This window comes from Paraglaciecola sp. MB-3u-78, from assembly GCF_002835935.1.
GTDB lineage: Bacteria > Pseudomonadota > Gammaproteobacteria > Enterobacterales > Alteromonadaceae > Paraglaciecola.
Genome location: NZ_PJCF01000006.1, coordinates 37,305 through 58,110, shown reverse-complemented (window position 1 = coordinate 58,110; position 20,806 = coordinate 37,305). Strand labels below are relative to the sequence as shown.

The following is a 20,806-nucleotide window of genomic DNA, read 5'->3' as shown; positions in this document are numbered from 1 at the left end:
ATGGATTTATTACCAAGAGAAAAAGACAAACTGCTGTTGTTTACTGCTGCGTTATTAGCTGAACGCCGCCTAAAACGTGGGGTCAAGCTTAACTACCCAGAAGCCATGGCTTATATTTCCATGGAAATTATGGAAGGCGCAAGGGATGGCAGAACCGTGGCAGAAATGATGGATTATGGCCGCACATTGTTAACCCGTGATCAGGTCATGGAAGGGATTGCAGAACTGATCACAGATGTGCAAGTTGAGGCTACTTTCCCCGATGGCACTAAATTAGTCACAGTGCATAATCCGATTATTTAAAGAATGCTTAAGAAACAAAAAAATAGAGAGCCCATAAAATGATCCTAGGCGAAATCAAAACTGACTCAGGCGAACATATACTCAATGTGGGTCGCGAAAAACGTAAGATAACCGTTGCCAACTCAGGCGACAGACCGATTCAGGTGGGCTCCCATTATCATTTTTATGAAACCAACGCTGCACTGACCTTTGATCGTGAAAAGTGCAAAGGTTATCGCCTCGACATCACGTCGGGTACAGCGGTACGTTTTGAGCCGGGCCAACAACGTGAAGTCACTTTAGTGCCTTTTGCTGGAAAACGCCGGGTGTATGGATTTAGAGCCTTAGTGCAAGGAGAATTATAAAAATGGCCAGTATAGATAAACACGCTTACGCCCATATGTTTGGCCCCACAGTGGGCGACCGAGTGCGCTTAGCTGATACCGATTTATGGCTCGAAGTAGAACAAGACGCGACGACTTATGGCGAAGAAGTCAAATTTGGCGGTGGCAAAGTTATCCGTGACGGTATGGGTCAAAGCCAGGCTTCATGTAAAGAAACACCCGATTTGGTGATCACCAATGCGTTGATTGTCGACCACTGGGGCATAGTCAAAGCGGACGTTGGCATCAAAGATGGCCGTATAGCCATAATAGGCAAAGCAGGTAACCCCGATATTCAAGATAACATTGATATCGAAATCGGCCCTGGTACTGAAATCATTGCCGGTGAAGGTCAAATATTAACGGCAGGTGGCATTGACGCTCACATTCATTTTATTTGTCCGCAACAGATAGACGAAGCCTTGATGTCGGGTGTCACTACTATGATAGGCGGCGGTACTGGTCCTGCAACAGGTACTAATGCCACGACTTGTACGCCAGGTCCTTGGAATATTCACAAAATGTTGCAAGCCACTAACGATTTCCCCATGAACTTTGGTTTTTTAGGTAAAGGCAATGCTAGTTTACCTTTGGCATTAGAAGAACAAATCGAAGCCGGTGTATGTGGTTTAAAACTCCATGAAGATTGGGGCACCACACCCGCAGCTATTGATAACTGCCTATCGGTGGCTGAAAGATACGATGTGCAAATCGCCATTCATACCGACACCTTGAATGAATCGGGTTTTGTGGAAGACACTATAGGCGCGTTTAAAGGCCGCACCATTCACACTTATCACACAGAAGGCGCAGGTGGTGGGCATTCTCCAGATATTATTCGTGCTTGCGGTGAGCCAAATGTATTACCTTCGTCTACTAATCCCACTCGCCCGTATACCATCAATACCATTGATGAACATTTGGATATGTTGATGGTATGCCACCATTTAGACCCTTCTATTCCTGAAGATATCGCTTTTGCCGATTCGCGTATTCGTAAAGAAAGCATCGCAGCCGAAGACATCATGCATGATTTAGGCGCCATCAGCATGATTGCCTCTGACTCACAAGCCATGGGCCGGGTAGGCGAGATGATCACCCGCACTTGGCAAACCGCCCACAAAATGAAGCAACAAAGAGGGCCTTTAGCCCCAGATACTGAACGGAATGATAATTTCAGGATCAAGCGTTATATAGCCAAGTACACTATCAACCCTGCCATCAGCCACGGCATTAGCCATGAAGTGGGCTCGATTGAAGTTGGTAAACTGGCTGATTTAGTATTATGGAAACCGGCCTTTTTTGGTATTAAACCGGCGATGATCATCAAGTCGGGCTTTATTGCCGCCGCACCAATGGGTGATGCCAATGCATCTATTCCCACACCTCAACCGGTTTATTATCGCCCTATGTTTGGATCATATGGTTTAGCCTCGGCTAAAATATCGATGACCTTTATGTCTAAGGTTTCTATCGACCTAGGCGTACCAGAACAAGTAGGCATGACACGGATGGTTGGCGTGTGCAAAAATACCCGAAACATCGGCAAGGACGATATGATCCACAACAACTGGCAACCCGATATTGAAGTGGATGCACAAACCTATGAAGTGCGTGCCAATGGCGAATTACTCACTTGTGAACCGGCTACTGTATTGCCATTAGCCCAGCGCTACTGTTTATTTTAGTTATGCTGCATAGAACGTTCTTATGCTGCATTGTTTTCGTTTTTTTAGAGAGTCACATATTACTTATATACTCCTCACCAGAAAAACTCGACAGCTTTGCCTAAAAGCGTTCTATTTCGCACAATGCATTAGAAATTAAAAAAGTTAGGAATTAATTAAAATATGTTACAAGCATTTGAACGCCTTTCTCATAGTCATGAGCCCATTGATGATTCAGTGACTTTGGATCATGATACCCGTAAAAAGGCACGGATAAAAATCACGACTGACCAAGGACAAGACTTGGGTATTTTTATGCAACGGGGACATCCGCTGTTGGTGGGTGAGGTTTTAAAAACCGAGTGTGGTTTACTGATTGAAGTAAAAGGCCAAGCCGAGGAGGTTTCTACCGCTATCGCCATAGACTGGATGGACTTCAGCCGTATTTGTTATCACTTAGGCAATCGCCACACCTCTTTGCAAATTGGAGAGCTGTGGGTGCGCTTTAAACCCGATCATGTTTTAGAAGAACTAGCTAAAAACTTCGGTTTATCTATTGATCGGACAGCGGCGGTATTTGAGCCAGAAAACGGCGCATATGGAAGACAAAATCATGGCCACAGTCATTCCCATTCCCATGAATGAAAACACGACTAAGCAAAGCCCCTTAAAGCTCAATCGGTTATTGCAATTATGCAGTGCCAATTTACCGGTAGGGGGGTTTTCGTTTTCTCAAGGTTTGGAGTATGCGGTGGAAATGGGCTGGGTAAATAACCCAACATCCACCAAAGAGTGGATCAGTTTCAACTTAAATCAGTCGATTGCGCATACAGACTTAGTGTTGTTAAACCGGCTGCAAAAAGCCTTGTTAGAAGATGATTTTGCTAATTTTCATAAATGGAACCAACACGCTCTAGCCTGCCGTGAAAGTAACGAATTATATTTAGCCGATGTAGCTATGGGCAAAGCATTGATGCGTTTGCTTAAAGACATACAAGGCATTGATAGCCAGCACTATGTGCAGTTAATCAGAGAAAAACACATCAGTTTTGTGAGTGCTTTTGCTTTGAGTGCCTATCTGTTTGGGCTTGAATTAAGTGAGATGCAAAGTGGTTATTGCTGGGCTTACATCGACAACCAAGTTGCTGCGGCGACTAAATTAGTGCCTCTAGGCCAAACACAAGGGCAAAACTTGTTGTTTGAGTTAACGGAACAAGTTGATCAAGCCATCGTACTGGCCAATCAAATAAATGATGAAAATATTGGTGCCAGCTTACCGCGCTTAGCTATGGCCAGCGCTTGGCACGAAACCCAATACACACGTTTGTTTCGGTCTTAAGCGAAGAACGTAAACAATAAATTTTATTTAAGAAGAAGTGAATTATGACAAAAAACAAACAAATTTTACGTATCGGGGTAGGTGGCCCAGTGGGTTCAGGCAAAACAGCATTATTACGTATGATATGCCTTGCACTCAGAGACAAATACGATATGGCAGTGGTCACCAACGATATTTATACCCGTGAAGACGCCGAGTTTTTAACCCGCCATGGAGCATTAGCAGCTGACCGCATTTTAGGCGTAGAAACCGGTGGCTGTCCTCACACAGCCATTCGCGAAGATGCCTCGATGAACTTAGCGGCCATTGATGACTTACAAGAACGTCACCCCAATTTAGACTTTGTACTGATTGAAAGCGGCGGTGATAACCTAAGCGCCACTTTTAGCCCTGAACTATCAGACTTAACCCTATATGTAATTGATGTGTCGGCTGGCGATAAAATCCCTCGCAAGGGAGGCCCAGGTATTACTAAGTCAGACTTACTGATCATCAACAAAATCGATGTGGCTGATTTGGTCGGCGCGTCGTTAGAAGTTATGGCTCGAGACGCAAAAAAAATGCGTGGCGACAAACCCTTTGTGTTCAGTAATATGAAAACCAAACAAGGCTTAGACGACATCATCCAGTTTATTGAAAAGGAAGGCATGTTGCAGATCTAACAACAGTCTTGATTAACCCAATTGAAAATTAACTAATTAAGGAACCTCCATGAAATACTTATTCACATTGATATGTCTTATCGTCACTAGCAGCGCTATGGCTCACGAAGATCACGCCCTTGGTGAAAGTGTACATTTTGCCTATCACATCGTTTTTTGGAGCTTATGTGCCCTAGTCGCGTATAAAGGGTTTGCTTGGTTTAAGGCGAGAAATAGCAGCAAAAAAAGATAACTTTGGGGAATCTGGTTGTGTTGGGATTCTCTTTTTGAGAGAACACATAACGGCTATTGTAAACCGTCAGATCTATTACCAATCACTTATGGTGATTAGTAATAGTGCCATCAAGTAAGTTGTTTAGTTCAAGAAGTTCTTTATCGAAGCGTTTTTGACGTTTATCAGCCCAAATCCAAATGGCAATAAACGCCACGGCAACAATACATGTTGAAATAACCGCTTTACGTATGAGTTTTTCTATAGGGAATACATCGTAATAAAACAGAGCAAAGTATTGAATACCAATCAGCACTAATACCGGCCAAATTGAGTGTTTAGTCATAAAGGCAATTTGGCTGTTATTAGCGAGTTGTTTTTGCAATTGTTGAATATATTTTTCGGTTGATTCGCTAGACCACCCAAGAGAAAACCTTCTTAACCAAGTCAGATATACAACAAAAGGTATAGATAATAATAAAATTGCCAGAACAATCCGTTTAGTCACGATATCTAACTCATCCATGTACTGCCATATCAATACAAAGGGAATGACCACGCTCAGCACATCAAGACACACATACAAACGCTGCTTTACCTTAGTCCAGCGCCACTTTTTAGTAATAGCATTTATATCTGGTTGCTCTGCTGTTTGCCCCTGCCAAAGTTGGCTAAGTGGGTCTTGGATATCAGACATGCTGAATGCTCTCCATCAATACTTTTCTCGCTCTGTTAAGAATCACCCCAGCGTTGGAGCTACTTATACCGCAAGCTTCAGCTATTTCGCTGTAACTCAATCCTTCCATCGACATGGTGACTACTTGGCGCGTTTGTATGGGCATTTTCCTAATTTCTTTAAGCATGGTTTGAATCTGCTGTTGTTGAGCTATTTGCACATCAGAGCTCGGCTGCTGACTTGGCTGCGGTGTTTCTACTTCACAATAAGAGTCGTTACGAGGCTGCTTGGCATGATAAGCCACATGAGTAATCGCCTTATTGTGAGCGACGCGTAATACGTAAGTCTTAACACTGCTGTCACCTTTGAACTTTTCTAAAGCCTGCCACACCGCCAAAGAAATCTCCTGCAACAACTCTTGGCGCAAATGAAAATTTGCTTCATAGGTCGCAGCCACGCGGCCTAATAAGGCGGCATGTTCTTTTAAAACGTGGCTAAAATCCTTACTCAAGTGGCTCAATATTCCCTAACAACAGACAATTAAAATCATAGGTTTTATAACATAGTCTTTAGCTTAATAAATTTATTACAAATATTATGTAATAAATTTTTGTTACGCAAGACTACTGAATTAAAGGCAAGTGCAAATAGTGCATTTTCTGCAACTCAACTACTCAGGAGAAACCTGTGGACCCACTCAAAATTACTCTTATATTATCGATTGTCGCTGTGATTTCTTTGACAGTTTGTTGGTTAGATCACAAAAATAACTGGCAATTAGCAGCCTGGATAAATGGCCGTTGCAGTAATCCTTTTACCCAAACGCACGACCAAACACAAAAAGCGACCGAAAGTCTGGATGATAAAGATCTGCTTATTCAACAATTGACTGAAAGAGTCCAAGTACTGGAAAAAATTGTCACAGAGCCCAGTTATGAGTTGAACCAAAAGCTTAATCAACTTTAAGCTTTTGGTTCTCGTTTGCTAAAAGGCAATGGCAGTTTACCTATAGCAACTGCAATCGATGGGGTCAGTGACGTTGATTGACAAAAGTTTGTAATTGGAACAAGGACTGTAGTTCAACTCCAACCCTTTAACTGTCGGATAACTCAGTAAACTTGCAGTAGAAGTCGTCGTTACTGACAGCGCACGATGTCTTGAAATTGTTGACTGAGCGTTGATCGCTCTAAGCCGACTGTCGCCTTTGTGTCATCAAGGGGACGTTCGCGATTCGATATATCAGCGTCTCTGATCCCGCAAATTCTGGATTCGAGGACTTGCACCTCCGATCTTCTTCCGATTTATCTCGGCTCACTGGGTGGCTTAGTAAATTTGATTAATTAAGTCATATATGTTTTTTTCAAAAATTTATCAAGAGCCTCTAATGCTTTAGCACGATTCTTAGGGTTACTTAAATGATGATTTCCATCTTCTAACTCAACAAAAGTCACTTGTTTATCTGCATCTTTCATTTCATCAAACATATCTTCTGATTGATGAAATGGTACCACTAAATCGCGTTCGCCGTGAATTAACAGAACAGGTGCCTTAATGTTCTGCACTGCATTTATCGGTGAAATTTTTTCAAGGTGATCTTCATCTAACTTCCCGTTTGAGATAACTTTATCCCAATACGATACTACCCAGTGATCCCTGCCATATCTTCGTCTGTCACCTTCCAACATACGAGGAATATCAGCAACACCATTAATTGACACAATACATCGGTAAATATCAGGTGTAAATGCTGCGCCAGCAAGTGCTGCATAACCACCATAACTCGCGCCAACTATACAAACACGTTTAGAGTCAACCTTTCCTTCTTTAACTAGCATATTGACAGCATCAGTTAGGTCATCTTGCATCTTGCGACCCCATTCACCACGCCCTTTAAGTAAATGATCAGTGCCAAAACCTTTTGAACCTCTAAATTGCGGCTGAATAACTAAATAACCTTGACTAGAAAAATATTGAGCTAACCAATCAAAACCAATGGTATCGTATGATTCAGGCCCACCATGAGGCATTACTATGGCAGGGAGGTTCACTAATGCCTTATCGTTTGGCAGTGTTAACAATGTCGGGATATTTAAACCATCACGCGCTTCATACGTTGTTTCTTGTACTTCGCTAACTTGCTCAGGTTTAATGTGAGGACGAGCATGAGCAAGTAAACTTAATTGCCCATTTTGATAACGAAGATACTGCCCAGAACTTCCTGCGCCATCAATATATAAAATAATATTAGACCAGTCTGGCGTATAATCTTGTATAGCGATTGAGCTACCTTTTAACACCTTGTTAATACCATGAATCCGTGCGTTTAATTTTTCATCAAAATATCATGGTTGACTGGTTAATTACTAAAATTTCAAAATTCTGCGGTTTAAGCTCATTTGAGGTCTCATCAAAATCGCTCTCTCAAATCAGAATGCGTTCCTCACGGCTACCGCTCAAATGCGACATGGATAGTTACAACCGCCTAAATCACTTAGTTAAAATACAATTTAAAATCTTAACTGAAAATTGGTGCGAAAAATATTACACTTTATTACAGCAAGAGAGAATTAAAAGGGCACGCTCGTTAATTCGCAGTAACGCAACCTAAAACGCTTAATCGGCAAAGCCGATGCCGTTGCTCTACCCTCGACTCTAGGTTTGCCAATTATTAGGTGAATTTAGGAGGGCATTTAACATGGATGTTAAATGAGTTTGTCATTGCTGGGAGCAAGTGCAAACGACCTGCTAAATTTTCCTAATAATTAGGTGAATAGCATTGCCATCGAGCAGCATTTTTATGCTAAAAACCGATGCCGACTGTCATATTAAACGTCAACTCAAACGAAGCCAACATCCCCATAAATTCGATTTTGATCACTCCTTTTTCATTAATAGCTGTACGTCTATATTGATTCTTTCTTTCATTGCTTGGATTAAATTAACGGATAGTTGTTCAATCAAAACCAGCTTTTCTTGATCGATATGAGATAGCACTAACTTTTGCTTAGCTTTTGAAACTTTGCCACCGCCATTTATGAGAATAGAGGTTATTTTGTCTAACATGTTATTTGGTATGTCTGTTAGATCATTGATAGCACCTTTGATAGCGTCAAAGACTACGAGCAAACCGATCTCTTCTACTAATTCATTAGAAATAGCTTTGTTCATCATGTCGTATACAAATTTCACGTGTGCTGTGTAATCAGGGTACCGGTACATGTAGTCAATATCGTTGTACACGATTAATTTATTACTATTTTCGCTATCAAGCTCCCAATCCAGCATTGCTAAGGTAGGGCGTGAAATTGTTTCAAGAACCGCATCGTACTGCTTTTGATTTTTCAATATAGCTGCTGAAATTGGGATTATAAATTTATGTTCAGGTTCTCTTTGCTTCATCACATCATGAATTAAGTAACGGTGAATTCGACCATTACCATCCTCCAGTGGATGTATATATACTTCACCAAATGATATAACTGTTGCATGTATTAATGCTGGTACCGCTGAATCTATCATTAGCCGTTCATGAGTTTTTAGCAAACCTTGCATCATACTAGGGACATGCTTGGCAAGTGCACCAATATAATGTATGTCTTCGTCTATTCCTCCTAAGCGATGTATAGTGCTACCTACATAGATTTCATCTGCTCGATAGTCATTAGTTCGTTTATTTTCTTCTACTATTTTATTTTGTAAATCAATGAGTTTTTCTTTTGTTAATTCAAACAAACCGACATTTTTAATGGCATTTAAAAAACGCTTCATTTTGTGTTTATCTGGCGTTTCACGTTCAATCTCATTTGATGATTTTGTTTCTTTTGTATATAGATAATTTATCGAACGACCTAATACATCGGCGGTAAGCGGGTCGCCAACTTTTTGCATCTCAGCATATGCTGTTTGATAAACGTTTATATTTTCTAATGCTTTTACTTCTTTCGTTTTTCGGATGGTAGGGCAGAAATCTTTTGTGCCGATAGCATTATTAACAACACGAGTACGTTTGTCTTTATCGCCGTTAGTTAACGTGTAATAAAATTCATCTTCAAAAAGTTGAATATAATTACCTTTGGTTAAATCATGAAGATCGAGCTTTTTTTCGGTTAACCATTCGTATAAATACCATATAACTCTGTTGTATTTTGAGTTTGGCTTATCGGCGATAAAAGCAGTTAATGCTTTTACATCTACTTTCTGAAAAATAGCGGCAAAAAAATGAAGTCGAATGCCCTGATATTTGATCGCTGATACCATATGTTCATACGACGTTTCTGCTTGTTTACGCGAACCCGGTATAATTTTTCTTTTTGACGCGCCATAGGAGATCAACTTTTCAGTATCGGCTTGTGGGTCTTGATATACTTCAACATCTAGCTTTGGTAGTAATAAATTGTAGTGTTGATTTAAGTAGGTGTAGCCAAGTGGTGTCATATTAAACTTTACTTATTCAGTGAATTATTCAATACTTTTTGCATAAAGTACTCAAATATGTATTTATCCCATCAAGAAACATTCATTTCCTATAAAATACTTACAATATTGAATTTACACTTACAAATCAAATAAAATACTTATATTTTTATTTTTTGAGGTGAACTTTAGATTTTCACTTACTTACGATGATTTTGTTAGGGCTTAACTATGTTTCTAAATAATTCAGTCTCTTCTATTATTGTCTTTTTATCGGATCACTGAGCAGTAGTAAATGCGCATTTTTGTAGTTGCTCAATAAAGGATGAACTAAACTAACTTTGATATGCTAGGGAAAGGCTATGAAATGAATATTCTACACATCCAAGCAGATGATAGGGAAAGTAACAGCGGGATTTTGAGCTTACTACAAAATCATCCCAAAGTTATTCTCGATATAAAACGTTTGATTTATGGCGATTATCTTGTTGATAACTGGCTAATTATTGAACGTAAGAAAATCAACGATTTACTAGTCTCCATTATTGATGGTCGTTTATTTCAACAAGCCGAAAAAATATGTCAGTCGCCTTATCAATCTCTACTCATTATCGAAGGCCTAGGTAGTGATATTCAAAATACAAAGATGGATAGACGTGCTGTATTAGGCGCATTGGCTTGCGTCAGTCTGACATATGGTATTTGCATTTTACGCACTAAAGACAATATTGAAACCGTCAATACAATGCTTTATGCATCGCAACAAAAATCCCGCACTGAGAAAAAACAACTAAGGCGTCATGGCTATCGTCCTAAATCGTTTAAGAAACAACAGTCTTTTATATTGCAAGGACTACCTAACGTTGGTCCCATTTTAGCAAAAGCACTATTGTTGCATTTTGGTAGCGTGCGGACTGTGATGTTAGCAACTGAAGCACAACTACAGGAAGTAGAAGGTATTGGTAATAAAAAGGCCAAAAACATCATTCAATTATTAACTAGATAAACCCAAATTAATGTCGCTTACCGCCGTCAACATTACGCTTTTTAGTTTTCATAAAAAGATCTTTTTGGGAAGCAAACAGTAGACGTTGTTGGCTTTGATATAAAAGCGTGTAATCAAGGGTGTATAAACACAGGCCCACCTATGCCATTTTAATATGGATGTGTCGAGGCAGCTTCAAGGATAATTTTCTTATTTTGCAGTAGGTAAATAGAATTGTCGCGGCAATTAAAAATTGCGATACGCAACCGAAAGTGTAGGGTCCACTTCACCAAACTGATAGGTAATAGCCAGCTAGGTTAAACCCCAAATAAGCACCACCACAGAAAACAGAACGGGGTTAGACAACGGTTTATTACTCTTGGTGAAAGGTTATACTAGTGACAAGTTTACCCAGTAATACTCTAGAAGTGACTCATTTATGAAAAAAATTCTGCTATCCCTCGCTGCCATTGTGGTTGTGTTATTGGTTATTGTGATTTTTCGAGCGACCACTGTTTTTGAAAATAGTCAGTATCAGGTCACAGAGCCTCTAACACCTATTACATTAGATGAAACCGCAGCAATAGACAGGTTTAGTCAAGCCCTACAAATTCCCACCATTTCCTATGACGAATCCAGCAAGCTTGATCACTCAGCATTTCAAGCTTTTCACCAACATTTATCCCAGTCTTTTCCATTAGTACATGCACAAACAAAGCTCACCAAGTTCAATGATTACAGCATGGTTTACCTTCTAAAAGGGCAAAGCTCGCAACTCAAACCCGCACTTTTTATGGGGCATATGGATGTGGTTCCGGTTGATGAACAAACTAAAGACCAATGGCACCAATCACCATTTAGCGGCAACGTATTAGACGGCGTGATTTGGGGAAGAGGTGCAATTGACGATAAGGTCAGTGTGCTGGCACTAATGGAATCCCTAGAGTGGTTTTTAGCAAACAATAACATACCACAAAGAGATATCTATTTTGCCTTTGGTCACGATGAAGAGGCCGGCGGCGCAGGTGCAAAAGCGATAGCCAAATATTTTGTTGAGCAAGGTATCCAGTTTGAATTTATATTAGACGAAGGGGGCGTGATTACCGACGGTATTATTCCCGGTACAACTCAACCCATAGCCCTAATTGGAGTGGCCGAAAAAGGCTTTGTGAATTTTAGGCTTAGCGTGAAAGCTGAGGGTGGACATTCATCGCAACCACCAGCACATACTGCAGCGGGAATTTTAGCCAGTGCCATAGTGAATGTAGAAAACAACCCGTTTGATGCAAGACTAGAATTTTTTGATTTAATGTTCGATAACATTGGTTATTCGATGCCGTTATCCCAACGTTTACCTTTGGCTAACTTATGGTTATTTGAACCATTAGTACTCAACAAACTGCTTAAAAGCCCCAGCTCAGCAGCCAGCGCACGCACTACAACAGCAGTCACTATGTTACAAGGCAGCACTAAGTCAAACGTACTACCCACTATTGCCACTGCGGTAGTCAATTTTAGAATTTTACCAGGTGATACCGTTGCTAGTATTCAAGCTCACCTTGAACGAGTGATTGACGACCCTAGGGTGACACTTTCCACAGAACTAGCCAACGAAGCATCAGCAGTATCACCTACCGATAATATTGGATTTAAGTTAATTGAAAGCTCAATCAGACGTTTGAATGACAATGTGCTTGTGACTCCCTACCTGGTATTAGGGGCAACCGATTCAAGACATTTTCAGGCGCTTTCAGATAATATTTATCGCTTTATGATGGTCTCACTCAACCCGGACACACTAAAACAATTTCACGGGCTGAATGAGCAAATCACTGTTAAAGACTATCTCAACGCCATCCAATTTTATTATGCGATGTTAGAACAAACCGCCAGTGGTATCTAAGCCACAAAATAAGCTAAATTCGAGTTAACTCGGAAACCCTTCGCACTTGTTAGCAAGTTTCCCATCGTCATACCAACTAGCTCGTTCAGCCCAAAAAATATTATTATTGGGTTGAATGTTTGGCTGAGCATCTAAACTGCCTGCCGGCACAATCAAGGCTTTGCCACTTTTAGTCACAAAAGGCAGGCCTGAACCACATTCAGTGCAAAACACCACGGTAAAATCACGGTCTGGATAGTTGAATTGTTTTTTATGTGCTTCGCCTGCCGTCCATTTTATGGCGTCAGGCTCAGTCATTAAATTAGACGCATGAGCCGATCCAGTAATTTTTTGACATTGTCCACAATGACAAAAATAGAAACGTTTAAAGTCATTCTGTACTTCATAAGTGACCGCGCCACAAAGGCAACTACCGCTAATTTTGTCGCTCATATATTCTCCTAATTGTGTCTATTGGATTAGATCGACAGTGAAATGAGCCTACCCATTTTCACCTGAAGTAAAGTCACCCTTTGCGCCAATTAGCTTATCCTCAATTGAGCTTTGGATCACCACAAATTGACGACTCGCAACACCATCAACAAATCGGCCTAAATGCCTTAATGTCAGGTAACCAGAAGTGCCTTATCATGCTTTAGAGATGTTAGAGAGTCAGGAGTTTACGTTAGCTGAATTGGCAACAAATTTGGACTATGCAGATCAATCACATCTGATTAGAAATTTTAATGAATGTCTGGGTGTTACACCTAAGCAATATGCAAAGAATACACATTTTCATAGTCGATCTAACAATATTTATATTTTTATGAGAACCTCTTTTTATCCAAAAAATGTTGAAATAACGCCACAGTATCAATGACCAAATCACAGTGAAGGATGTCCTCAACATCATTCACTCTTATCATTGAATATTGGAATAATATGCAAGCAGAAAGTAGCGAGTCAAAGTATGATAAAGCGCACAATTCAGACTAGATGATAATGCAAACAACTTTGCTGTTGTTTCGGTTTGGTTGCATGGGTTCAGTCGACTACGATTTAATTGCCCTGCATGCCTTAGCATGCTCTTGGTCATCACTTTTTTAAAACATGACACCCTAAAACATATGTTGCAGTTTAAGGAGCACAGTGGAATACAACCATGAACACAAATCGGAGCGTATAAGTTGGATACGAGCCGTAGTATTAGGTGCCAACGACGGCATAGTGTCTACGGCGAGCTTAATTATTGCCGTAGCCGCCTCCCAGGCAGCCGGCGATAACTTATTCACCGTTGGTATGGCCGGATTAGTGGCTGGTGCAATGTCGATGGCCGCTGGTGAATATGTATCAGTGAGTTCTCAAACCGATATTGAAAAAGCGGAACTGGCGTTAGAAAAAGACCATATTCAAAATAACTGGGCATTAGAAGTAGAAGAGCTAGCGAACATCTACCACGAAAGAGGTGTCGAGTTACCATTAGCCAAACAAGTTGCTGTACAATTAATGGAAAAAGATGCCATAGGTAGCCACGCTAGAGACGAACTAGGAATAACCGACTTATCCCAAGGCAACCCTTTACAGGCCGCAATATATTCTGCACTGTCTTTCTCAGCAGGCTCTTCATTGCCATTATTGATGATATTGTTGGTGAGTCAGACAGCCTTAATACCCGCAGTTATCTGTATTTCACTCTTATCCCTTGTTGTATTAGGTTGCATATCAGCTCACGCAGGCGGTGCCTCTAAAACCAAAGGCGCTATACGAGTTCTGTTATGGGGAAGTTTAGCCATGGCGGTATCAATGGGAGTGGGTAGTCTGTTTGACGTAAGTATATAGACGTCCTGCAAGGCAATACCCGTTACTCGATATCAAAAGTAATGGGTTAACTGCTCCCTAGTTAGGTACATACTTCGGCGACCACCATCACAATAAATTTTTCCGATGCCAGAATTATAGGACTCACCCAATAATCAGCGAACAGTTATTAGCTGATCGACTGAATCAATGTTTAAGTCTGTAAAAATTTTCTTAGGGTTAAACCAAATACCCTTTAGGCCACTTTTTAAAGCAGGTAAAACATCACGTTCTAAAGAATCACCAACCATAGTAACCTGCTCTGAGCTAACAGCTAACTTATTGACTATTTGAGGGTAATAGTTAATGTATGTCTTGCCCACACCGAGATTTTCACGACAAAAAACATGACCAATATAGTCACATAACCCCGCTCTTTTTAAAGCTAACCAAATTTGCGCTTCGCTAGACTCTGCGGCGTTTGTCGCTAAATGACACTCAGCGTTTAGTGAAAGGCGCTTTAGACAATCCAAAGCCCCATCTACTACTTGCACCTCAGGCCAATCACACATAGGTCCAGTTTGATTGGGCAAATCAACCATTAAGGTGTCTCCCAAATCAAACAAGTAGTGTTGCGTATTTACCTCCATAAACTAAGCACGCACTTCACCGTCGCCCATCACAATAAATTTTTCTGTGGTAAGAGATTCTGCGCCCATAGGCCCGTATGCATGGAGTTTGCTGGTGGAAATACCAATTTCCGCGCCTAATCCTAACTGGCCACCGTCAGAGAAACGAGATGAAGCATTGGCCATGACGACTGCGGAATTGACTCGGCGAATAAAGGCTTGGGTTTTAGAATAATCTTGGCTGACAATCACTTCTGTATGGCCTGAACTATATTCTTCAATATGTTCAATTGCTTTCTCAAAATCAGCAACTACTTTAACGGCTATTTCCATCGCTAAGTATTCTGCGTGCCAATCTTCTTCGGTCGCTATTTGTGCGCCGCTAAAATATTCGATGCTGTTTTCACAAGCATGAATAACAGTGTTGTACTCAGCTAATAACGCTGCTGCTTTAGGTAAAAATGTCGCAGCAACATCTTGGTGTACTAATAATGTTTCTAAAGAATTACATACGCCGGTGCGCTGGGTTTTACCGTTTTTAAGTATATTCAACGCCTTAACTTCGTCAGCTGCGCTGTCTACATATAAATGGCACACCCCTTTGTAATGCTGGATAACCGGGATACGGCTATTTTCGCATACAAAACGAATTAGCCCTTCACCGCCTCTGGGAATAATTAAATCAATAGATTCGTCGAGTGACATCAACTCATTCATAACCCCACGATCTGTATCAGGCACAACTACCACTGCGGCAGGGTCAAGTTGCTGTTTGGCCAAGGCAATTTCAATACATGTGGCTAAGGCTAAATTTGAATGTATCGCTTCTTTACCACCACGTAAAATAACAGCATTACCCGCTTTTAAACATAAAGCGGCGGCATCTATGGTTACGTTAGGGCGCGATTCATAAATCATCGCTATAACACCTAATGGGATACGCATTTTGCCAACTTGAATACCACTTGGCATACGTTGGATATTAGCAATATTGCCTACCGGATCAGCTTGAGCTGCTATCTCAATCACCGCATCTGCAATGCTTTGAATACGCTCAGGGTCAAGGGCTAACCGGTCCAGCATGGCAGCGTCTAAGTTGTTTTCTTTAGCTGCGTTTAGGTCCTTAATATTGGCAGTCAAGATGTTATCGGTATTTGCTAAAAGTGCTGCGGCGATATCCGCTAATAACTGATTTTTTTGCTGCGCTGTTAAATTAGCGACTTGACGAGCTGCCTTTTTGGCTTTTAGTGCCGCGTCGGCAATTGAGAAACTCATGTTGTTGATCCTTATGTAAAAAATATATTCTAAAACTGCTAAAACTGAGATAATTAAAGCAGCACTAAGTCATTACGATGGATGACTGTTTCACCCAAAGAGTAGCCTATAGTTGCTTCAATCTTTTGGCTGTTTAAACCCTTTATTGATGTTAGGTCAGTTGAACTATACAAAACGATACCTTTGGCTATAGCGTTGTCCTTATAAATAATATTAACCGCTTCACCAGACAAAAATCGACCACTGACACCGATAATACCTGAGGGTAACAGTGATGCACCTTTTTCTAACAATGCTTGTTGAGCACCTTGGTCAATCTCGATAGACCCTTTCACTTTTAAGGTATGCCTTAACCAGTTGTCGCGAGCGTTGTCTAAACTCTTATTCGGTTTGAATAAGGTACCGGGAGAATGTCCTTTCGCCAACTCATCAAAGACAACTGGGTCACGGCCATTGACTATCAAAGTCTGAATGCCCGAATCCACACATTTTTGTGCAGCTTGAAGTTTAGTGTGCATACCTCCCGTGCCCACATCACTTCCAGCACCACCCGCTAATTGATAAATACTGTCATCAATAATGTTCACTTCAGGTATTAGTTTAGCTGTTGAATTATGTCTAGGATCAGCGTCATATAAACCATTAATATCAGAACAAATAATTAATGTATCTGCTTCTGAAACCAACGCGGTATATGCCGCTAGGTTATCATTATCGCCCACTTTTAGCTCGTTAATTGCCACAGTGTCATTTTCGTTCACTATGGGTAGCGCATTATTTTTTAGCAATTCTCGCAAAGTATTTTTGATATTAACGTAACGGGTACGATTATGTAAATCATCAGAAGTAAGCAATATTTGTGCACAATCAAAATCAAATAAACTTGCCCAATTAGCCATCATTTGGGTTTGCCCAATCGCTGCCATGGCCTGCTTTTCTACAATTGAGGGGTGATGTTTAAAAGCAATTTTACCCTTTCCCGCGGCAACACTGCCTGAAGACACCAAAATCACTTCTTTTCCTTGTTTGCGGCTATCGCTAATAAATCGGGCAATAGGCCTAAGATACTCCTGACTGCATTGATTATTATTAGGCGCAATCAAGCTGCTACCCACTTTAATTACGGCTCGTTTCCAATTGACCTTTAACATACTCTACCTCGCGAACTTATGTGTTTAGAGTACGAGAAAATCAAGGAGAAACAAGCGATTGTAGTTATAAGCTATGATCTAAAAATTATCTATTTAGGAACAAATTCATTTAAAAACAAAGGTTATGAACCAACAACGCGAACAATCCGGTCTTATTACAGGTTAGTTAGGGAAGAATTTTCTTACAGTTTGTATTAAAATACTCCCGCGGATTAAAACAATACTAATAATTGCCCGTATATCACTATTTACGACAAACAGGGAATATAATGTTTAATAAACTCATTACGATAGCAGTGCTGTCGTTTGCGACTATTGGTTCGGCAAACGCAGCGATCAATCAAACTAAGGGCGACTTTGAAGACAAGTTTCGCCAATTAGACGAGTCATTACCAACCCCGAACGTATACCGTAACGCTGCGGGCGAACCCGGTCATGAATATTGGCAGCAGCAGGTAGATTATAAAATCAAGGCCAAGCTGGATGAAGAAAAACGTCGAATAGACGCAAGCCAAACCATTACTTACCACAATAATTCACCCGATACCCTTAAGTATCTGTGGATGCAATTAGATCAAAATAAATTTCGCAACGATTCCATGTCTGCCATGACAACTACCTTTGGCGGCATTGGTAATCGCGGGCCAGCAACATCTACAGCCTCTAGCAGCAAACCAGCACAACTCAGTTTAGGCGCCTTACGTCGCCAACAATTTACTGAAGATAATGTCTTGGGTTACGACATACAATCGGTTAAAGATTCAAATGGTCAAACACTGAAACATACTATTGTGGGTACCAATATGCGTATCGACTTGCCAACTCATCTTAAGCCCGGCAAAAAAGTAGAATTTAATATCGATTATGCTTTCAACATAGTAGAAGAAGATGCGGTTTCGGCTCGTTCAGGTTATGAACATTTTCCTGATGACGATCGCAAAGGTGGCAACGATATATTCTTGCTAGCTCAGTGGTACCCACGTTTACATGCTTACACCGACTACGAAGCTTGGACCAACAAAGAGTTTATCGGCCGCGGTGAGTTTACCTTGGAATTCGGTAACTACGACGTTGAATTAACAGTACCTGCCGACCATATTGTTAGCTCTACTGGTGCATTACAAAATCCTAAAGACGTATTAACGTCTACCCAACGTAAACGTTTAAAAGAAGCAGAAAAAGCGGATCGTGTAGTATTTGTTGTGACTGAAGAAGAAGCATTAGCAAACGAAAAAGAAGGCACCGATTCATTCAAAACATGGAAGTTTAGTGCTAAAAACGTACGTGACGTCGCTTGGGCCTCATCACGTAAATTCATGTGGGATGCGCGAGGCCATCAACAAGACGGTAACGACCAACCTTTGGTTATGGCCATGTCGTTTTATCCTAAAGAAGGCGGTGATTTATGGAAAAAATATTCTACTGAAGCCGTTATTCAAACTTTAGAAGTGTATAGCCGTTTTTCTTTTGATTATCCTTACCCAGTGGCGCAATCAGTCAACGGCCCTGTAGGTGGCATGGAATATCCGATGATCACCTTCAATGGACCTCGTACTGAATTGCAAGACGATGGTACCCGTACCTATTCACAAGCAGAAAAGCGGTTCTTAGTTGGGGTGGTTATCCACGAAGTGGGGCATATTTATTTTCCTATGATAGTCAACTCAGATGAACGCCAATGGACTTGGATGGATGAAGGCCTTAACAGCTTTTTAGATGGTGTAGCGGGTCGTGAATGGGATCCGACTATCCCTTGGGGCGTAGAGCCTCGCGATGTTGTGAGCTACATGAAATCCTCTAATCAAGTACCTATTATGACTCAGTCAGATAGCGTATTACGTTTAGGCCCGAATGCTTACACCAAACCTGCTGCTGCATTAAATATTTTGCGCGAAACTATTTTAGGAAGGGAATTATTTGATTTTGCCTTTAAAGAATACGCACAGCGCTGGAAATATAAACGCCCTACACCTTCAGATTTTTTCCGCACTATGGAAGAAGCCTCAGGTGTTGATTTAGATTGGTTCTGGCGCGGTTGGTTTTACAGTACAGATCACGTTGATATTTCATTAGATAAAATTTCTAAGTTGCGCTTGGATACTAAAGATCCTGATATTGATTTTAACCGTTTACGTCAGGAAGAATTAGACAAACCCATGTCTTTAACAGACGAGCGTAATAAAGCCGAAGGCAAAAAACTATGGGTTGAACGTTTCCCAGACATCACTGACTTCTACGACGAAAATGACAGGTTTACTGTTACTAACAAAGAGCGCAACAAGTACCAGAAGTTCTTAAAGAAGTTAGACCCATGGGAAAAGACAGCCTTGGAGCGAGCAGTAAAAGAAGATAAAAATTACTACGTGTTAGAGTTTTCAAACAAAGGTGGCTTGGTTATGCCAATCATCTTAGAGCTTACTTTTGCTGACGGCACTAAAGAAAATCAATATATTCCAGCTGAAATATGGCGCCGCACACCCAAGGCAGTGAATAAGATGATAATCACTGACAAAGATAAAGAGTTGGTCAGTGTCACTGTAGATCCACGTTGGGAAACGGCTGATGTAAATGTGGATAACAACCATTACCCACGTCAAATTATCCCGTCACGTATCGAAGCTTATAAAAAGAAGAAGAGCACCCAAAAAGTATCTCGCGATATCATGCAAGATATAAAAACAGAGCTGAAAACAGACGGTGACGATGAAGACAACCAAGACAACGATGAATAAAATATCGAATTGGTTAATAGGAACGCTGCTATTTGCAGCGTTCTCTCTTTCGGCCCACCAGCAAAAGACCGCTATTAGCACTGTTTTATTTAATGCACGTACCGAAAATATCGAAATCATGCACCGCTTTAAGGTGCACGACGCGGAACATGCAGTAAAAGAAATATTTGGTAAAGACGCGGATATCATTGACTCAAAAAAGACTCAAAATCAGTTCGGCGACTATGTTAATCAGCGCTTTAATTTGTTTGATAGTGATGAGCAGCCGCTCCCACTAAAAATGGTGGGAGTTGAACTAGATGGCAAATTTTTCTGGGTTTACCAAGAAACCACACAACCAACTAAATTGGATAATATGACAATCCGTCATAACGCCCTGCGGGATCTTTGGCCAGAGCAGGTCAATACCATTAATATTGAAGGTAAAGGCAAATTGCAAACCCTGATTTTTGCTGATTCAGTCGAGCTGTTAACACTCACATTTGAACACTAAATAATGACCTTGCAGCAAAGCTGATTTAGATCAATATTGGCTATGAATAATTGTCTAAAATCACCTCTGTAAAAAAATTTTAAAACAGAGGTGAATCATTATGTGGGATCTAATACTACACGACCCAGTGGCTTGGGGCTCAATTCTTGGCATAGGTATAATGGTGGTTATGGGCGCATATTATGCCTACTTATTTATCCACAATACAAAAGATGATCTTTGAACCCTT

Annotated in this window: 23 protein-coding genes; 15 read left to right on the top strand and 8 right to left on the bottom strand. The window is 40.8% G+C overall.

From position 1 onward, the window contains the following. The 7 genes from ureA (at position 1) to CXF95_RS14380 (ending at position 4,565) form a co-directional block, all read left to right on the top strand. Complete coding sequence (ureA, locus tag CXF95_RS14410) at positions 1–303, top strand: urease subunit gamma (RefSeq protein ID WP_101199362.1); 303 nt, start codon at positions 1–3, stop codon at positions 301–303. 38 nt (positions 304–341) lie between these two features. Then, complete coding sequence (locus tag CXF95_RS14405) at positions 342–647, top strand: urease subunit beta (protein ID WP_101199361.1); 306 nt, start codon at positions 342–344, stop codon at positions 645–647. Positions 648–649: 2 nt separating this feature from the next. Further along, positions 650–2,353, top strand: a complete 1,704-nt coding sequence (gene ureC / locus CXF95_RS14400) for an urease subunit alpha (protein ID WP_101199360.1) — start codon at positions 650–652, stop codon at positions 2,351–2,353. A gap of 162 nt (positions 2,354–2,515) precedes the next feature. Further along, the gene (gene ureE, locus CXF95_RS14395; RefSeq protein WP_101199359.1) at positions 2,516–2,977 is read left to right on the top strand and encodes an urease accessory protein UreE; all 462 of its coding nucleotides are present in this window, start codon (positions 2,516–2,518) and stop codon (positions 2,975–2,977) included. Beyond that, positions 2,931–3,671, top strand: coding sequence for an urease accessory protein UreF (locus tag CXF95_RS14390; RefSeq protein ID WP_101199358.1), 741 nt, complete (start codon positions 2,931–2,933; stop codon positions 3,669–3,671). The genes ureE and CXF95_RS14390 overlap by 47 nt, the downstream gene beginning before the upstream one ends. 44 nt (positions 3,672–3,715) lie before the next feature. Continuing rightward, the gene (gene ureG / locus CXF95_RS14385) at positions 3,716–4,333 is read left to right on the top strand and encodes an urease accessory protein UreG (RefSeq protein WP_101199357.1); all 618 of its coding nucleotides are present in this window, start codon (positions 3,716–3,718) and stop codon (positions 4,331–4,333) included. Positions 4,334–4,382: 49 nt separating this feature from the next. Beyond that, positions 4,383–4,565 carry a hypothetical protein gene (locus CXF95_RS14380; RefSeq protein WP_101199356.1) on the top strand — a complete coding sequence of 61 codons (183 nt, stop codon included), beginning with the start codon at positions 4,383–4,385 and terminating at the stop codon, positions 4,563–4,565. Between the two features lie 82 nt (positions 4,566–4,647). Here the strand turns inward: CXF95_RS14380 and CXF95_RS14375 are convergent, their stop codons facing one another. Both CXF95_RS14375 and CXF95_RS14370 read right to left on the bottom strand, forming a co-directional pair. Beyond that, the gene (locus CXF95_RS14375; protein ID WP_101199355.1) at positions 4,648–5,241 is read right to left on the bottom strand and encodes a hypothetical protein; all 594 of its coding nucleotides are present in this window, start codon (positions 5,239–5,241) and stop codon (positions 4,648–4,650) included. After that, a complete protein-coding gene (locus CXF95_RS14370; RefSeq protein WP_101199354.1) occupies positions 5,234–5,731 on the bottom strand; it encodes an RNA polymerase sigma factor in 498 nt (165 codons plus the stop codon). Before CXF95_RS14370 ends, CXF95_RS14375 begins: the two co-directional genes overlap by 8 nt. Before the next feature lie 176 nt (positions 5,732–5,907). Here CXF95_RS14370 and CXF95_RS14365 point away from each other — a divergent pair, with 176 nt between their 5' ends. Beyond that, positions 5,908–6,186: a hypothetical protein gene (locus CXF95_RS14365; protein WP_101199353.1), complete on the top strand. Its 279-nt coding sequence runs from the start codon at positions 5,908–5,910 to the stop codon at positions 6,184–6,186. Positions 6,187–6,560: 374 nt separating this feature from the next. On the opposite strand, the gene CXF95_RS14360 is transcribed toward CXF95_RS14365, so the two are convergent. Both CXF95_RS14360 and CXF95_RS14355 read right to left on the bottom strand, forming a co-directional pair. Further along, on the bottom strand, positions 6,561–7,517 hold the full coding sequence (locus CXF95_RS14360; protein WP_157828153.1) for a S9 family peptidase: 957 nt from the start codon (positions 7,515–7,517) through the stop codon (positions 6,561–6,563). A gap of 577 nt (positions 7,518–8,094) precedes the next feature. Next, on the bottom strand, positions 8,095–9,654 hold the full coding sequence (locus CXF95_RS14355) for a Fic family protein (protein ID WP_101199351.1): 1,560 nt from the start codon (positions 9,652–9,654) through the stop codon (positions 8,095–8,097). A gap of 346 nt (positions 9,655–10,000) precedes the next feature. Between CXF95_RS14355 and CXF95_RS14350 the strand changes: the two genes are divergently transcribed. After that, the gene (locus CXF95_RS14350) at positions 10,001–10,639 is read left to right on the top strand and encodes an ERCC4 domain-containing protein (protein WP_198556595.1); all 639 of its coding nucleotides are present in this window, start codon (positions 10,001–10,003) and stop codon (positions 10,637–10,639) included. Positions 10,640–11,057: 418 nt separating this feature from the next. Then, positions 11,058–12,521, top strand: a complete 1,464-nt coding sequence (locus CXF95_RS14340; RefSeq protein ID WP_101199349.1) for a M20 family peptidase — start codon at positions 11,058–11,060, stop codon at positions 12,519–12,521. 24 nt (positions 12,522–12,545) lie between these two features. Here CXF95_RS14340 and CXF95_RS14335 read toward each other — a convergent pair whose 3' ends face one another. Then, positions 12,546–12,953 carry a GFA family protein gene (locus CXF95_RS14335; RefSeq protein ID WP_101199348.1) on the bottom strand — a complete coding sequence of 136 codons (408 nt, stop codon included), beginning with the start codon at positions 12,951–12,953 and terminating at the stop codon, positions 12,546–12,548. Positions 12,954–13,161: 208 nt separating this feature from the next. On the opposite strand from CXF95_RS14335, the gene CXF95_RS31485 reads away from it, so the two are divergent. Then, a complete protein-coding gene (locus CXF95_RS31485; protein WP_369809322.1) occupies positions 13,162–13,380 on the top strand; it encodes an AraC family transcriptional regulator in 219 nt (72 codons plus the stop codon). 269 nt (positions 13,381–13,649) lie between these two features. Next, on the top strand, positions 13,650–14,339 hold the full coding sequence (locus CXF95_RS14325) for a VIT family protein (protein WP_101199346.1): 690 nt from the start codon (positions 13,650–13,652) through the stop codon (positions 14,337–14,339). Positions 14,340–14,473: 134 nt separating this feature from the next. Here the strand turns inward: CXF95_RS14325 and CXF95_RS14320 are convergent, their stop codons facing one another. Genes CXF95_RS14320 through proB form a run of 3 tightly spaced genes read right to left on the bottom strand, consistent with a single transcriptional unit; the run spans position 14,474 to position 17,352 of the window. Further along, positions 14,474–14,947: an HAD family hydrolase gene (locus tag CXF95_RS14320; RefSeq protein WP_101199345.1), complete on the bottom strand. Its 474-nt coding sequence runs from the start codon at positions 14,945–14,947 to the stop codon at positions 14,474–14,476. 3 nt (positions 14,948–14,950) lie between these two features. After that, positions 14,951–16,201: a glutamate-5-semialdehyde dehydrogenase gene (locus CXF95_RS14315; protein WP_101199344.1), complete on the bottom strand. Its 1,251-nt coding sequence runs from the start codon at positions 16,199–16,201 to the stop codon at positions 14,951–14,953. Between the two features lie 53 nt (positions 16,202–16,254). Continuing rightward, positions 16,255–17,352, bottom strand: a complete 1,098-nt coding sequence (gene proB, locus CXF95_RS14310) for a glutamate 5-kinase (RefSeq protein ID WP_101199343.1) — start codon at positions 17,350–17,352, stop codon at positions 16,255–16,257. A 269-nt stretch (positions 17,353–17,621) separates the two neighbouring features. On the opposite strand from proB, the gene CXF95_RS14305 reads away from it, so the two are divergent. The 3 genes from CXF95_RS14305 (at position 17,622) to CXF95_RS14295 (ending at position 20,800) form a co-directional block, all read left to right on the top strand. Beyond that, positions 17,622–20,084: a M1 family metallopeptidase gene (locus tag CXF95_RS14305; protein WP_101199342.1), complete on the top strand. Its 2,463-nt coding sequence runs from the start codon at positions 17,622–17,624 to the stop codon at positions 20,082–20,084. Beyond that, complete coding sequence (locus CXF95_RS14300) at positions 20,077–20,577, top strand: DUF6702 family protein (protein WP_101199341.1); 501 nt, start codon at positions 20,077–20,079, stop codon at positions 20,575–20,577. The genes CXF95_RS14305 and CXF95_RS14300 overlap by 8 nt, the downstream gene beginning before the upstream one ends. A 100-nt stretch (positions 20,578–20,677) precedes the next feature. Then, entirely contained in the window at positions 20,678–20,800 is a 123-nt protein-coding gene (locus tag CXF95_RS14295) for a DUF3149 domain-containing protein (RefSeq protein ID WP_101199340.1), read from the top strand. The last annotated feature ends 6 nt before the right edge of the window (positions 20,801–20,806 follow it).

Excerpts from the sequence above, each read along its gene's own strand:
- CXF95_RS14355 (WP_101199351.1), bottom strand. The coding sequence starts at position 9,654 with ATGACACCACTTGGCTACACCTACTTAAATCAACACTACAATTTATTA.
- CXF95_RS14340 (WP_101199349.1), top strand. The coding sequence starts at position 11,058 with ATGAAAAAAATTCTGCTATCCCTCGCTGCCATTGTGGTTGTGTTATTG.
- CXF95_RS14300 (WP_101199341.1), top strand. The coding sequence starts at position 20,077 with ATGAATAAAATATCGAATTGGTTAATAGGAACGCTGCTATTTGCAGCG.
- CXF95_RS14390 (WP_101199358.1), top strand. The coding sequence starts at position 2,931 with ATGGAAGACAAAATCATGGCCACAGTCATTCCCATTCCCATGAATGAA.
- ureC (WP_101199360.1), top strand. The coding sequence starts at position 650 with ATGGCCAGTATAGATAAACACGCTTACGCCCATATGTTTGGCCCCACA.
- CXF95_RS14405 (WP_101199361.1), top strand. The coding sequence starts at position 342 with ATGATCCTAGGCGAAATCAAAACTGACTCAGGCGAACATATACTCAAT.
- CXF95_RS14375 (WP_101199355.1), bottom strand. The coding sequence starts at position 5,241 with ATGTCTGATATCCAAGACCCACTTAGCCAACTTTGGCAGGGGCAAACA.
- CXF95_RS14380 (WP_101199356.1), top strand. The coding sequence starts at position 4,383 with ATGAAATACTTATTCACATTGATATGTCTTATCGTCACTAGCAGCGCT.
- CXF95_RS14315 (WP_101199344.1), bottom strand. The coding sequence starts at position 16,201 with ATGAGTTTCTCAATTGCCGACGCGGCACTAAAAGCCAAAAAGGCAGCT.
- ureG (WP_101199357.1), top strand. The coding sequence starts at position 3,716 with ATGACAAAAAACAAACAAATTTTACGTATCGGGGTAGGTGGCCCAGTG.
- CXF95_RS14350 (WP_198556595.1), top strand. The coding sequence starts at position 10,001 with ATGAATATTCTACACATCCAAGCAGATGATAGGGAAAGTAACAGCGGG.
- CXF95_RS14320 (WP_101199345.1), bottom strand. The coding sequence starts at position 14,947 with ATGGAGGTAAATACGCAACACTACTTGTTTGATTTGGGAGACACCTTA.
- ureE (WP_101199359.1), top strand. The coding sequence starts at position 2,516 with ATGTTACAAGCATTTGAACGCCTTTCTCATAGTCATGAGCCCATTGAT.
- CXF95_RS31485 (WP_369809322.1), top strand. The coding sequence starts at position 13,162 with ATGTTAGAGAGTCAGGAGTTTACGTTAGCTGAATTGGCAACAAATTTG.
- CXF95_RS14305 (WP_101199342.1), top strand. The coding sequence starts at position 17,622 with ATGTTTAATAAACTCATTACGATAGCAGTGCTGTCGTTTGCGACTATT.
- CXF95_RS14335 (WP_101199348.1), bottom strand. The coding sequence starts at position 12,953 with ATGAGCGACAAAATTAGCGGTAGTTGCCTTTGTGGCGCGGTCACTTAT.
- proB (WP_101199343.1), bottom strand. The coding sequence starts at position 17,352 with ATGTTAAAGGTCAATTGGAAACGAGCCGTAATTAAAGTGGGTAGCAGC.
- ureA (WP_101199362.1), top strand. The coding sequence starts at position 1 with ATGGATTTATTACCAAGAGAAAAAGACAAACTGCTGTTGTTTACTGCT.
- CXF95_RS14295 (WP_101199340.1), top strand. The coding sequence starts at position 20,678 with ATGTGGGATCTAATACTACACGACCCAGTGGCTTGGGGCTCAATTCTT.